The organism is Streptomyces filamentosus, from assembly GCF_014654895.1.
In the GTDB taxonomy this organism is placed as follows: Bacteria; Actinomycetota; Actinomycetes; order Streptomycetales; family Streptomycetaceae; genus Streptomyces; species Streptomyces filamentosus.
Window position 1 is genome coordinate 266,329 of sequence record NZ_BNBE01000002.1, and the last position, 12,345, is coordinate 278,673.

The following is a 12,345-nucleotide window of genomic DNA, read 5'->3' on the forward strand; positions in this document are numbered from 1 at the left end:
TCTGATCTATGTAGTTGGTGTTTTGGGATGTTCTTGTGACGGCAGGTCGTCGTGCTCGTTGTCCGGGACGTGACACCTCGACGTGCGTATCGCAGTGACGTCTCCGATGCCCGATGGGCGCTGATCGAGCCGGTGTTCGCCGCCTGGCGGGCCGCCCGGTCAGGGCCCGGGACGGCAGCGCGGGTGCACGACCTGAGAGAGATCGTGAACGCGATCCTCTACGTCAACCGCACCGGGATCCCGTGGGAGTACCTGCCGCACGACTTCCCGCCGTTCAAGACCGTCTATGACTACTACGCCAAGTGGGAGGCGGACGGCACCACCGAGCAGGTCCACGACCTGCTGCGGGACAGGACCCGCCGGGCGAACGCCCGGACGGTGGAGCCGTCTGCGGCCGTGGTGGACGCGCAGAGCGTGAAGACCTCGGGCAATGTCGCCGAGGCCAGTCAGGGCATCGACGCCGGCAAGAAGATCAAAGGGCGCAAGCGCCACCTGATCACCGACACCCTCGGCCTGGTCCTGACCGTCCTGGTCACCGCTGCCTCCGTGCATGACTCCGCCGGCGGCAAGCAGGCACTGACCGAGCTGGCCGCGGCCCATCCGAGCGTGACCAAGGTGTGGGCCGACGGCGGCTACCAGACCAGCGTCATCCAGCACGGCGCCGGCCTCGGGATCGATGTGGAGGTGGTGCAGCGACCGCGCGTGAAGGGCTTCCAGCCGCTGCCCAAACGGTGGGTAATCGAACGGACCTTTGGCTGGCTCATGCAGCACCGTCGCCTGGCACGCGACTACGAAGCCCTGCCGCAGAGATCCCGAACGATGATCCACTGGGCGATGGCTAACAAAATGAGCCGCGAACTCACCGGAGAATCTGCACCAACCTGGCGAATTGAAACGGGCATCCCGCCCACACCGGCGTGAACGTTGATCAGATGCCCTCTTAGGGCGGGTCCAGCGGCTGCCGAGGGCAGCGAGGGCGTGCACGTGCTGGTCGGGGAGGGTGCCGTCGGCGTGGGCTTTGCGCTGGCGGTTCGTGCCATCGAACCTTGACCGCCCAGGCCAGAGCCTCGCGGGGGCGGTGTCAGTCTCCTGGTGGATGATCCGGCCATGCTGATAGCAACCAACGAGCTGGGCCACGTGGTGAAACGCGCCACCAAGCCCGCCATCGGAACGATGCTGGCCAACCTGCGCCGGGGCAACGCCCACCTGATCGTGGAGCGGGTGGACGAGGAACTGTCCGGCAGCTGGTACATCCAGGTCCTGCTGCGTGAGAACAACGCCTACCAGCTCGAATACCGGGACGGCGTGGCCGAGAAGCACTTCCAGACCATGACCGTTTCCCAGGAGAAGGTCCTCGCGGCGCTGCTCGGGTGGGCAGCAGCGAAGCCGAACTGGCAGGACGGCTTCATGTGGAACAACATCGGCGAACAGTTCACCTCCAGCTCCCGGGCAATACCAGAGCCCACTGAGCCTCTTTCATCCTGAATAGTTGCAGGTCAGCAGCGCGTGGACGGCTCGGACGATGATGCTGATACGGCGGGTGGAGCATCGGGCCCGGCGGAGGATCCGCCAGGACTTCAGCTGGGCGAAGGCCCGTTCTCCGGGGGCTCTGAGCCGGGCGTGGTCGCGGTTGAACTGCTGATAGTGCTCGGGCTGTTCGCGGTGATGGTAATAGGGGGTGCGGAAGGTCGCACCGGTGCCCTGGTAGGCGCGGTCCGCGAGAACGAGGATCTGCCGGGTCAGGAAGGCATGGACGACGGCTGTGGGTGCGTGCCGCGGTCAGATCGTGGGTGCGGCCCGGTGTCGCGCGGGAGAACCACAGCGGTGTGCTGTCGGGACGGGCGATGACCTGCACGTTCATGCCGTGCTTGCGGTGTTTCATCGAGTAGTACGGCTCGTCGGCGCGGATCCGGTCGATGGGGATCAGGGTGCCGTCAACGATGACGTGATCGCCTTCACCGAGGCCGGTGAGCGCTTCATGAAGGCCGGGCGCCCAGCCGGCCAGCACGTCCAGGGTCTCGTCCACGTACCGCCAGGCAGTGGCCTGCGATATTCCGAAACCTGCTCCGAGCTGTGAGAACGTCTCGTTCTTCCGTAGATGGACCAGCGTAAGGAGCGCTTGCTGGAAGCAGCCGAGCCTGCGCCAGCGGGTGTTGCGGGCCCGGCGGTGCTCGTGCAGCAGCCAGGAAACATGCTCAACCAGCTCGTGCGGGACGTCGAGCGTGGCAGGATACGGAAACCTTCAGGGCCCCTTCGGTCGCCGGCGTGTTGAGTGAGATCACCACGCCAACGACCAGGGGCCCTGTCTCGTCACCACCCGCGCTGACCAGCCCATTTCACCCTCCAGCACAGGATGAAAGAGGCTCAGTGGCGGACGCGGGGGCGGCCCAGGGGGGGCGGGCGTCGTCATGGCGGGTCCCTCGTGCTCGCGACGGGAGGACCGAGAAACCTAAGCTCGAACACAAGCGCGATAAGCGTGCTCTGGGCTACAGGCTTCCGCCGGGCCTCGCGCGCCTGAGAATGCTGGAAACGTACCTCGCGGGGAACTTGCGACCGTGCGCCCGGCTTCGTGTCGAGGCTGCCTAAGCGATACGAGTCGGGCGGGTCACACGATGGGGGGGCGCCCTGCGCGGGTCAGGCGGACGACGGTGCGCCAGCTCATAGGCGCGCGAAGGCCGTGGCCACCACTAAGACCTTCGCGGAAGCCCGCTGCGGTGGCGCGGAGCGCGGCCCGGTCACGGAAGCGCCACAGGGTGAGCAGGATGAAGGCGCCGAGGTTCAGCGGGATCAGGGGGGCGGGGAGGTTGCGGCGGGCGAGCCATACGCGGTTGCGGGCGTTGAGCCGGTAGAAGCGGTCGTGGCGGGCCGGGTTGGTCGCGGGGTGATGGACGATGATGTCCGGCAGGTAGCGGCCGATGCCGCCCTGGTCCCACAGCCGCCAGGCGAGGTCGATGCCCTCGTGGAAGAGGAAGAAGTCGCCAGGCCAGCCGCCGGCGGCGTCGAACGCGCTGCGGCGGATCATGACGACGCCCTCGGCCATGACCGTGACGATCCCGGGCCGGGCTGGGTCGCCGGCGCGCAGGCGGGGGACCCAGCGGCGCACGGTGATGCCGGTGTCGGGGTCGGCGATCCTGGGCTGGGCATAGGCGAGGGCGGGCTCTCGCAGGAGGGCGGCCGCGAGGCGGGCGAGGGCGTCGGGGTGCGGCAGGACCGCGTCGTTGTCGAAGAAGAACAGCAGCTCGCCCTCGACCTCCTTGGCGCCGATGTTGCGGCCCTCGGGGATGCCGACGTTCTCCGCCAGCGCGATCGTCTTCACGCCGGCCGGGACCTGGGCGGGGGTGCAGCCGTTGCCGACGACGACCACGTCCAGGTCGACGCCCTGCTGCGCGAGGAGGGAGTCCATGGCCTTGGGGAACTCGTCGGGGCGGTCGTTCATTGTCAGAACGACCGCCCCGACGCGGGGCGCGCCAGTGCTCAAGGTCCGGTCCTCTTCCGCGCCGGGCCCCTGCCCGTCGCCGTCTCGTCACCTGGGGGACGGCCCACCTTAGCCGGGCGGTTACTCGCGTGCGGCGGTGGTCAGGGCGGCGAGCGCGGCCTCGACGGCGGTGTGCAGGGTGGTCTCGGTGCGGGGGTGGTCGCGGCGGGGCCTACGGTCGGCGAGGCTGTCGGCGATGGCGAGCACCGCGGCGGCGTCGATGCCGCGGTGCTCGGCGACCGCGAAGACACCGGCGGCCTCCATGTCCGCGGTCAGGGCGCCCAGGGCGCCGTACCGGGCGACCTCGGGGGCCGTCTCGCGGTAGATGGCGCTCGTCGTCCACCCGCTGCCCTGCCGGGTGTCGGCGCCCCGCGCGGCCAGGGCCCCGGTCAGGTGCCGGGTCAGCTCGGGTGAGGGCTCGGCGTACGGGGCGGGCGGCAGGTAGTGATGGGAGAGGCCGTCGTCGCGCAGGGCGCGGGTGCACACCACGAGGCTGCCGGGGGCGAGGCTGGCGTGCAGGGAGGCGGCGGTGCCGACGGTGACGACGCGGCGGATGCCGAGGGCGATGAGCTGTTCGAGGACGAGGGCGGCGGCGGGTGCGCCGAGGCCGAAGCCGCCGCAGACGGCCAGGCGCCGGCCGCGGCGTTCGAGCAGGCGCAGGTTGCCGCGGACCCAGTCGGTGCGACGGCCGCCGTAGTTGGCGACCGCATGGGCCAGGACGCGGTCCTGGTAGACGAGGACGGCTCCGTCGTGGTCGGCGAGGGTCGCCCCGGGGGCGCGGCTGCGGACGTGCCGGGCGTGGTCGGCCGGGTCGGGGATGGCGGGCAGGGCGTGCTTGCCGGGGTGGAGCGGCAGGACGGGGTGGGTCACGGGCGGGCCTCCCGCTTCGCGAGCGCGTTCGCCAGCTGCTGCTCGGCGTCGCGGTTGACGGAGTCGACGGTGTGCCAGGGCAGGACGGGCTCGTCCATGTGCCGCAGGTGGTGGTCGTAGTCCAGGCCGTGCGCGGCGAGCGCGGCGGCGAGACGGCCGCGGGTGATCGTGGCCGGGTCGGTGCCGGTGTCGTAGAGGTCTTCCAGGACGTGGCCCACGCGCCAGTCTCCGCGCAGGCACACCGCTTCCAGGTGCATGCGGGCCGCGGACGGGCCCTCGACGCGGTAGTGCCGGCCGAAGGCGGCCGGGCCGACGAGGTCGCGCAAGGTCTCGGTGATCTGCCGGACGTACTCCTGGACGGTGTCAGGGTCGGCCATGGCCAGGCGCTGGCCGAGGGTGCCGGGGGTGGGCTGGAACTGGGTCAGCTTGACGATGACGGCCGTGTCGCCGTCGCCGAGGCGCGTGCGGACGTCGCGGGCGTAGTCGGCGATGGCGTGCCGGTCGGCGGCCGTCTCGCCGGGGGCGCCGACGATGAAGTAGAGCATGACCGCGCTGACGTGCCCGCTGGTGCGGCACAGGTCGATCGCCTTGTCGACCCGCTCGCGCTTGAGGGTCTTGCCGTACAGGGCGACCAGATCCGGGGCGGCGAACTCGGGGGCGATGGTGACGATGCCCCGGGGCCGGTCGAGGGCGAGTTCGGTGAACAGGTGCCCGAAGTCCCCGAGCTCGCGGAGGGCCGTCAGGTAGTCGGCGGTGATCTCGTCGGCGCGGACGGACCCGATGATCGCGGTGACCTTCTCGCCCTTGGCCGCGGCGCGGTCGGCGTAGGCCCGGATGTGCTCCAGCAGCGCCTGCTTGTGCCGGTACTGGGTGAAGGTGGGGGCGCTGATGATGATCTGGCGGATGCCGTGGGCTTCGAGGCGGTCGATGTAGCCAGTGAGGAGGTCGAGCGGGGCCTGGCGGAAGTCGGGGACGCCCAGGGTGCAGAAGTGGCAGTCGTGCAGGCAGCCGAGGACCGGGGTGATGACGGCGGTGCTGCCGTCGCTGACCGGGGAGCAGAAGTGCGCGGCCGGCAGCTCGGCGACGGACAGGTAGGGGGCGTGGACGCGGTCTGGGACGGTCGGCGCCACGGGCCGCACCGCGGCCACGCCGCCGCCGGGCGCCGGGTCGTGCTCGTAGGCGGCGGGAACGTACAGGCCGGGGATCCGGGCGAGCTGCTGGTGCAGCGGCACCGGGCCGGGGTCGAGACGGTGCGCGTGCGCCACGCGCAGCAGCTCGGGGACGGACCGCTCGGCCTCGCCCAGGGCGACGGCGTCAAGGTAAGCGGCGAGCGGTTCGGGGTTCGTCAGCCCCGGGCCGCCGCCCACGACGAGCGGGTGACGGCCCGGCACGCGGTCGGCGGCGCGGCGAGGGATCCCGGCGAGGTCGAGGAGCCGCAGCACCTGGTGCAGGCCACCGGCGTGGGTCACCGAGACGCCCAGGACATCCGCGCCCGCGACCGGCGCGGCCGACTCGATGCTGCGGTACGCCTCCCCGGCGGGCGGCCGCAGCCGGGCGCCGTCGCGGACGAGGCCCTCGTACTCGACGGCCCGCTCGGCGACGGCCGGGACCCCGGGGTCACGGTTGATCAGGTCGTACAGGGCCATCGGGCCGCTGCACATCAGGCTGTAGGCGTGCCCGTACGGCATCGCCAGGACGACCCGGAGCCGGCCGGCGGGGTCCTTCGGCTCGTAGGGGTCGGCGAGGAAGATCTCGTCCGCACGGATGCGGGCGGTCTCCTGCGTCAGAAGGGACATCGGGGCCTCCTCCGGGTCAGATGGTGGGGTGGGTGCGGGCGACGTCGGCGACGGCCCGGCGGATCGCGTCGCAGATGGCGGCCTCGTCGGCGTCGCTGATCCTCGGGTGGAAGACCGGGCACAGCAGCCGTGCGGCAAGCCGTTCGGCGCGCGGAACGTCCTGGCCGGCGGTATGGCGGCGGATCAGGGTCTTGCTGTGCGGGGTGACGGGGTCGCTGATGATGCTGCCGACGCCGTACCGCTCGGCGAGCACGTGCATCAGCTCGTCGCGGCCGGCCCCGGCCCACGCGTTGGGCACGAGGAGGTTGTGCCGGTAGTACAGGTGCCGCCCCTCCTCCCAGGTCGGCGGCAGCGTCAGCTCGGCAACATCGGCGAGCGCCCGGGTACGGGCGTGCGCGCGGGCGATCCGCGCCGCGTTCATCTCGTCCAGCCGTCCGAGCTGGACCAGGCCGACCGCGGCCTGGGCCTTGGAGAGCATCTGGTTGGTGCCCCAGGATTCCCCCAGGCCGCCGTAGCCGCGCAGGAGCCGCAACCGCTCGTCGAGCGCGGGGTCCCTCGTGGTGACCATCCCGCCCTGCCCGAGGGTCGTCATCAGCTTCTTCGATTCGAAGGAGAAGACCGTGGCCCAGCCCTCGGCACCGACCCGCGCCCCGCTCGGCGTCCGGCCGCCGCAGGCGCGGGCGGCGTCCACGATCACCTTCGGCGGCCCGTGCACCGGGTGCGGGCACCGCGCGGCCAGCTCCACGAACCGGGCCACGTCCGCGACGGCCCCGTTCCAGTGCGTCAGCAAGATCGCCCGGGTGCGCGCCGTGAGACGCTGCTCGGTGTCGGCGGGGTCGAGGCCGAGGGTGGTCGGGTCGGGCTCGGCCAGCACCAGGCGCCCGCCCTGCCCTACGACCGCGACGTGCGGGCCGACGAAGTTCACCGCGCAGGAGACCACCTCGTCCCCGGCCTCCAGCTCCAAGGCGCGCAGGACCATCTCCAGAGCGGTGCCGCCGGAGTTGAACCCGGCCGCGTGCCCGGCGCCGCAGTACGCCGCGAACGCCTCCTCGAACCGGACCAGGTACGCGGCCTGCCGCCAGCCGGTACGCCAGTCATCCGACTCCTCGATGACCCGGGCCAGCGCCGCGTGCTCGGCGGCGGTGTACCAGCCGCCCTGCTGCGGCTCGATGGGCCACCGCAGGAGCTCCGGTGCGACGTCCGGGACCGTGCTCGTATCCACCGCCATCGTCAGCACCCCCGCCCCGCCACCGCGGTGCTCGCGCGGTGCTGCTCGTAGTCGCGGATCGCCGCGAGCTTCGCCTCCGCCGAGGTGCCGGGCGCGAAGCGGTGGGCCAGCCACTCGCCGACCAGACGCCTCGCCAGGGCGAGACCGATGACGCCCTGCCCGAGCGCGAGGACCTGAGCGTCGTTGGAGAGAACCGACGCCCGCACCGACACTACGTCGTGCGCCGTCACGGCCCGCACACCGGGCACCTTGTTCGCGACGATGGCCATCCCCAGCCCGGTGTGGCACACCAGCAGCGCCCGGTCCGCGCGCCCGGCCGCGATGCGCTCGGCCGCGGCGAACGCGACGGCCGGATACGCGGCCCCGGCCGGGAGGCCGCCTGCGACGTCCCGGACCTCCGCCACACGGCCGTCGGTCCGCATCGCCTCGGCGAGGAGATCCTTGTACGGGCGGCCCGCGTCGTCGGAGCCGACGACGATCCGCAGCTGCTCAGGCTCGTGGGGCATGGACTACCTCCAGGGGAGACCGACCGCTTCTTCCCGTCCGGCCAGCCGGCCGGGGAAGGCGAGCCGACGTCCGGCTCGCTGGCGGGGGGATCAGGAAAGCGCCGCTCGCCCGCCGCGGGGAGACGAACTCGGGGGGCGAACTTCCAGGGGGCGAACTCGGGGGGCGAACAAATCCGTTCGTCTCCAGCCGGTGGCTTCCCGGCCCTACGCTCGTCTTCCCTGCCGCCGAAGGGGACGGCGGCGACCGGCTGAACGCGAGGTCGCGGTGGCAGCAACTTCACGGCGTCAGGCCGTCCCGAACGCGGACCTGGCCCGCCTCCTCGCCGAGGCCCACCTGAGCCATAAGGCTCTGGCCCGGCTGGTGAACGAGCGCGGGCGGCTGGCCGGGATCGTCCTGCGCTACGAGCACACCAGTGTCACCAGATGGGTGAATTCAGGGATGGTCCCGCGCGGGCGAACGCCGGAGTTCGTGGCCGCTGTCCTGGCAGAACGCCTCGGACGGCCCGTCAGCACCGACGACATCGACATGTCCACGACGTCAACGCCAGTGCCGACCATGGGGTTGGATTTCCCCCGCGACCCCGTCGATGCCGTACGCGTCGCGTCAACGTACTGGAGGACCCCCGTGGACAGCCGCAGACGATTCCTCACCACGGGGTTCGCCCTCGGCGCCTACACCATGCCCGTCACCCGCTGGCTCGCCAAACCCGCCACCGCCACCACCCCGCCCAGCATGCCTACCGGTCCCGGCACGCGCCGGGTGGGGAAGACCGACCTGGACGGGCTGTGGGCCGCATCGGAGGAGGCCCGCGTGTGGGACTCCCGCTTCGGCGGCGGGCACTGGCAAAACAGCTCGGTCACCCGCTGCCTCCAGACCCAGGCCGCCCCCATGCTCCGCGGCGCCTACACCGAGAGCGTCGGCCGCGAGCTGTTCGCCGCCACCGCCGAGCTCTCCCGCGTCGTGGGCTGGGCCGCCTTCGACGCCGGCCACCACGACGTCGCCCAGCGCCACTTCATCCAGGCCCTCAGCCTCGCCCGCTCTGCCGGCGACATCGAGACCGGCTGCTACGTCCTGACCACCATGGCCCTCCAGGCCATGCTCCGGGGCTTTCCCGAGCAGGCCGCCGACATGGCAGAAGGTGCCTACGAGCGCGGCCGCGGCCACGCCGCCCCCCGTGTCCTGGCCTTCGCCAAACTCGCCGAAGCCCGCGCCCACGGCCGCATGAAGGACGGAGCGGCCGCCGGCGCCGCCCTGGCCCAGGCCGAACTCCTCCTCGACACGATCCAGCCCGGCGCCCACGACCCCCAGCACCTGGCCTACTTCACCCCCGAACGCCTGGCGGCCGACGCGATCGAGATCCACCGCGACCTCGGCCAGCCCCAGGCCGCCCTCAACTGGAACCGCCTCGCCGAACCCATGCCCGCCGACCGCTTCACCCGCGCCGTCGGCATCCGCCACGCCGTCCTGGCCAGCAGCCACATCCACGCGGGCGACCTCGACCGCGCGCTCACCACAGCAGACCGGGCGCTTGGCATCCTCAGCACCGTGCAGTCCACCCGCGCCCACACCTACCTCCACACCGTCACCGCCGACCTCCAGCGATGGCCACGCGACCCCCGCGTGCGGGACTTCGCCGTACGTGTACACGCTGCGGTCGGCTCACCGCACAAATAGCCCTCACCGCCCGGCCCCGGCCGGTGGGGCGGCGGTCCTGTACGCCGCCCCACCGCGACCGTACGAACTCCGCACCCGGGGCGCAGTTCCTGATGGGCCGCCAGAGGGGCGGCCCGGCCCCGTTCCTTCCTCTGGCTTCACCGCTGGGGGAGGCCGGGGCTGTCGCTCCAGGAGGCGGGCTGTTCCGGTCCGGTGGTGCGCCGGATGTGTGTGACCGGGTGATGCTGACGACTTCCCATTCCGGGCCCGGTTCGGCGGGCCGGCAATGGTGTTCGGGCGGGACGGGGCTGTGGGTGGGGGAGAGGTGTCCGTGGTTGCGCAGGGTGGCGGCGCGGGTGGCGCACCAGGCGGTGCAGAAACTTTTCCGAGAGCCGGCGGGCAGAGGCCGGGTGCACACCAGGCAGTGGTCGGGGGCGGCCTGGGGTTCCAGTTCGGCCAGGAGACGCTGGACGCGGTTGATGTCGTCGGGCTCCCAGGGTTCGAGGCCGGCGGTGCAGCCGTTGAGGAGCCGGGCGAAGACGGCGCGTAGCTCGGCAAGGTTACGCCGGCAGATGCCGAGGAGGTCGAGGTACTCCTCCACGCTCCAGGTGGCCAGCACCCCGCTGCGGGTGAAGCACACCCCGACCGCATCGACGTGGTAACCGTCGGAGGCGTCGAGGAGGAGGTAACCGAGCAACTGCCAGGCATCGGCCTGACGCAGGGTCTGGGGATAGCGGGTGGACTTGAAATCGAGCAGGACATCGTCGGCGGCGAGATCGGCGTCCGCCGTGAGCCGACGCCCGAAGTCGGGGAAGGTCGGCCCGGCCGTGCAGGCCCGCGGGGACGTACGGGCCCGCAGACCGGCCAGCGCACTGTCCGCCGCCCGGTACACCTGCGCGACAACGTCCTCGACCATGTCCGGATGCGGGAGCGCCAGAAGCCGCTCCAGGGTGAAGCCGGCAGGATCCTCGTGAGCGGACAGCGACAGCGGCGTGTAGGCGAACCCGAGCGGACTGCGGGTATGGACCTGACACCAGGCCGCCGCGATCAGCATCCGCGCCAGGTCCTCCCCCTCCTCGTCGTCCTGGGCGCACTCCACCGGCCGGCCGCGGTCGTCGAGGTCTAGGGCACGTATCGGGTTGTGATCAATTTGCGGGTTGCGCCCTCGTGGTCGCGCCTGATCCGGTAGATCATGTTGTGTGACGCGAGTGCAACTGACTGACGCAGAGTGGGAGTTCATCGGGCCATACCTGCCGATCGGCGAGTACGGCCCCTACCCCGGGCGGCTGCGCCGGCAGTTCGAGGGCGTGATCTGGCGGTTTCGGACGGGCGGCCAGTGGAGGGAGATGCCCCAGGAATTCGGCGCCTGGTCGACGGTCCACAACCGCTTCCGGCAGTGGAGGGATGCCGGGGTCTTCGAGGCCCTGCTGGAAGGCGCGATCGCGGAGGCCGCGAAACGGAGTGAGGTGGACTTGTCGCTGGTCAGCGTGGATTCCACCACCGTCCGAGCCCACCATGACGCCGCCGGAATGCACCTCGGCCCCGACACCCTCGCTGACCTGGAGAAGGCCGCCGAGGAGGCGGAGGTGGCCCGGCAAAAGGGGGCGACCCGAAGGAACAAGACGGGCAGGACACCGCAGACGACCCGGAACGGGACGAGCGGCGACGGGTCCGACGCAGACGCAAGCTCCGCCTGAAGGCGGCACTGCTCGGACGGTCCAGAGGCGGGCAGACCAGCAAGGTCCACATCGCCGGCGAGCGCAAATGCCGCCCGCTGGCAATCGTCCTGACCGAGGGGCAGGCCGCCGACAGCCCGCAGTTCATTCCCGTGCTGGCGAAGGTCCGGGTTCGCGGGCCCGCCGGCCGACCCTGCGCCCGGCCCGACGCGGTAGCCGGCGACAAGGCCTGCTCCTCCCGCGGGAACCGTTCTCACCTGCGCGAACGGGACATCAAGGCCGTCATCCCGCAGAAGCGGGACCAAGCCGCCAACCGAAAGAAGAAGGGCAGCAGGGGCGGCCGGCCCGTCGCCCACGACGCCGAGCTCTACAAAGAGCGGAACACCGTCGAGCGCCTGATCAACAAGCTGAAGGCCTGGCGGGGCATCGCCACCCGGTTCGACAAGGCACCCGAGAGCTACCTCGCCGGCCTCCACCTCCGCGCATCGATGATCTGGATCAAGGACCTCACCAAGGCCATCCCTTGATCACGACCAAATACGCTCCCTAGCCCCGTCTCCGAGACCTCTGCGACGGGCCGTTCAGCACCGCTCGAAAGCCCACCCGCACCTTCTGCCAACCCTTGCCTCTCGCCGCGGCCTCCAAGGTCGCGAGGAAGCTGTACAGCGCCCCACGGCCAACAAGCCGGCCAGGCGCTGGAGGAGGGAGCTGAGGGCGGCACCAGCGTGGGGAGCGGCGCGTTCTCCCGCCCCTTCCGCCCTCTCGTGGCCGGTCAGGCGACATCCCTTGAGCGCTGCAGTTACTTTTTCAGCAACAGCACCCGGGGCTGAGGTTGCCTCCGTCCACCACACATGAACATCCAAGGGTGGTGCCGCTCAGGTCTGCGGGCGGGGGCGCGGTCAGCCTCCCCGTCCGCCCGGTTCTCCTTGGCGGGAGCGGCTCTCAAGGCCACCGGGAGCTCCAGCGAACGGCCGGCGACGTGCCCGGGCCCCAAGAGGGCCGGGGGTGGCGCGGGGCTGGTAGGGGCCGCTCGGGGCCTTTGGAGAGGGTGGGTGGTTTGTCTGTTTCGGTGAAAGTTGCTTGGGAGGGGGCTGGTGTGAGGTAGAACTGCTGGTCAGCAAGACTGCTCCCCGCTCGCGC

General features: G+C 71.4%; 9 protein-coding genes, 2 pseudogenes and 1 CRISPR repeat array (1 of these 12 only partly in view). Of the genes and pseudogenes, 4 read left to right on the forward strand and 7 right to left on the reverse strand.

Annotation, left to right across the window (positions count from 1 at the left end):
* Window positions 1-69 precede the first annotated feature (69 nt).
* Together IE326_RS20250 and IE326_RS20255 are read left to right on the forward strand one after the other, a co-directional pair.
* The gene (locus IE326_RS20250; protein ID WP_190043429.1) at window positions 70-921 is read left to right on the forward strand and encodes an IS5 family transposase; all 852 of its coding nucleotides are present in this window, start codon (window positions 70-72) and stop codon (window positions 919-921) included.
* 186 nt (window positions 922-1,107) lie between these two features.
* A complete protein-coding gene (locus IE326_RS20255) occupies window positions 1,108-1,485 on the forward strand; it encodes a hypothetical protein (protein WP_229915525.1) in 378 nt (125 codons plus the stop codon).
* Here the strand turns inward: IE326_RS20255 and IE326_RS20260 are convergent.
* The 6 genes and pseudogenes from IE326_RS20260 to IE326_RS20285 form a co-directional block, all read right to left on the reverse strand.
* Window positions 1,477-2,285 (reverse strand): annotated as a pseudogene (locus IE326_RS20260) (transposase family protein). The gene IE326_RS20255 and the pseudogene IE326_RS20260 sit on opposite strands and share 9 nt — an antisense overlap.
* Window positions 2,286-2,605: 320 nt before the next feature.
* The gene (locus IE326_RS20265) at window positions 2,606-3,478 is read right to left on the reverse strand and encodes a glycosyltransferase family 2 protein (RefSeq protein ID WP_190042504.1); all 873 of its coding nucleotides are present in this window, start codon (window positions 3,476-3,478) and stop codon (window positions 2,606-2,608) included.
* 78 nt (window positions 3,479-3,556) lie between these two features.
* A complete protein-coding gene (locus IE326_RS20270) occupies window positions 3,557-4,345 on the reverse strand; it encodes a nucleoside phosphorylase (RefSeq protein WP_229915526.1) in 789 nt (262 codons plus the stop codon).
* Window positions 4,342-6,141: a B12-binding domain-containing radical SAM protein gene (locus IE326_RS20275; RefSeq protein ID WP_190042505.1), complete on the reverse strand. Its 1,800-nt coding sequence runs from the start codon at window positions 6,139-6,141 to the stop codon at window positions 4,342-4,344. Before IE326_RS20275 ends, IE326_RS20270 begins: the two co-directional genes overlap by 4 nt.
* Before the next feature lie 16 nt (window positions 6,142-6,157).
* Window positions 6,158-7,369: a DegT/DnrJ/EryC1/StrS family aminotransferase gene (locus tag IE326_RS20280; RefSeq protein WP_190042506.1), complete on the reverse strand. Its 1,212-nt coding sequence runs from the start codon at window positions 7,367-7,369 to the stop codon at window positions 6,158-6,160.
* A 2-nt stretch (window positions 7,370-7,371) separates the two neighbouring features.
* Entirely contained in the window at window positions 7,372-7,875 is a 504-nt protein-coding gene (locus IE326_RS20285; protein ID WP_190042507.1) for an RpiB/LacA/LacB family sugar-phosphate isomerase, read from the reverse strand.
* 265 nt (window positions 7,876-8,140) lie between these two features.
* Between IE326_RS20285 and IE326_RS20290 the strand changes: the two genes are divergently transcribed.
* On the forward strand, window positions 8,141-9,550 hold the full coding sequence (locus IE326_RS20290) for an NsdA family TPR-like regulatory protein (RefSeq protein ID WP_190042508.1): 1,410 nt from the start codon (window positions 8,141-8,143) through the stop codon (window positions 9,548-9,550).
* Here IE326_RS20290 and IE326_RS20295 read toward each other — a convergent pair.
* The gene (locus IE326_RS20295; RefSeq protein ID WP_190042509.1) at window positions 9,459-10,628 is read right to left on the reverse strand and encodes a hypothetical protein; all 1,170 of its coding nucleotides are present in this window, start codon (window positions 10,626-10,628) and stop codon (window positions 9,459-9,461) included. The two genes, IE326_RS20290 and IE326_RS20295, sit on opposite strands and share 92 nt — an antisense overlap.
* A gap of 100 nt (window positions 10,629-10,728) precedes the next feature.
* Between IE326_RS20295 and IE326_RS20300 the strand changes: the two are divergent.
* Window positions 10,729-11,732 (forward strand): annotated as a pseudogene (locus tag IE326_RS20300) (IS5 family transposase).
* A gap of 596 nt (window positions 11,733-12,328) precedes the next feature.
* Window positions 12,329-12,345: a CRISPR direct-repeat array (repeat unit 29 nt); it runs 629 nt beyond the window's last position.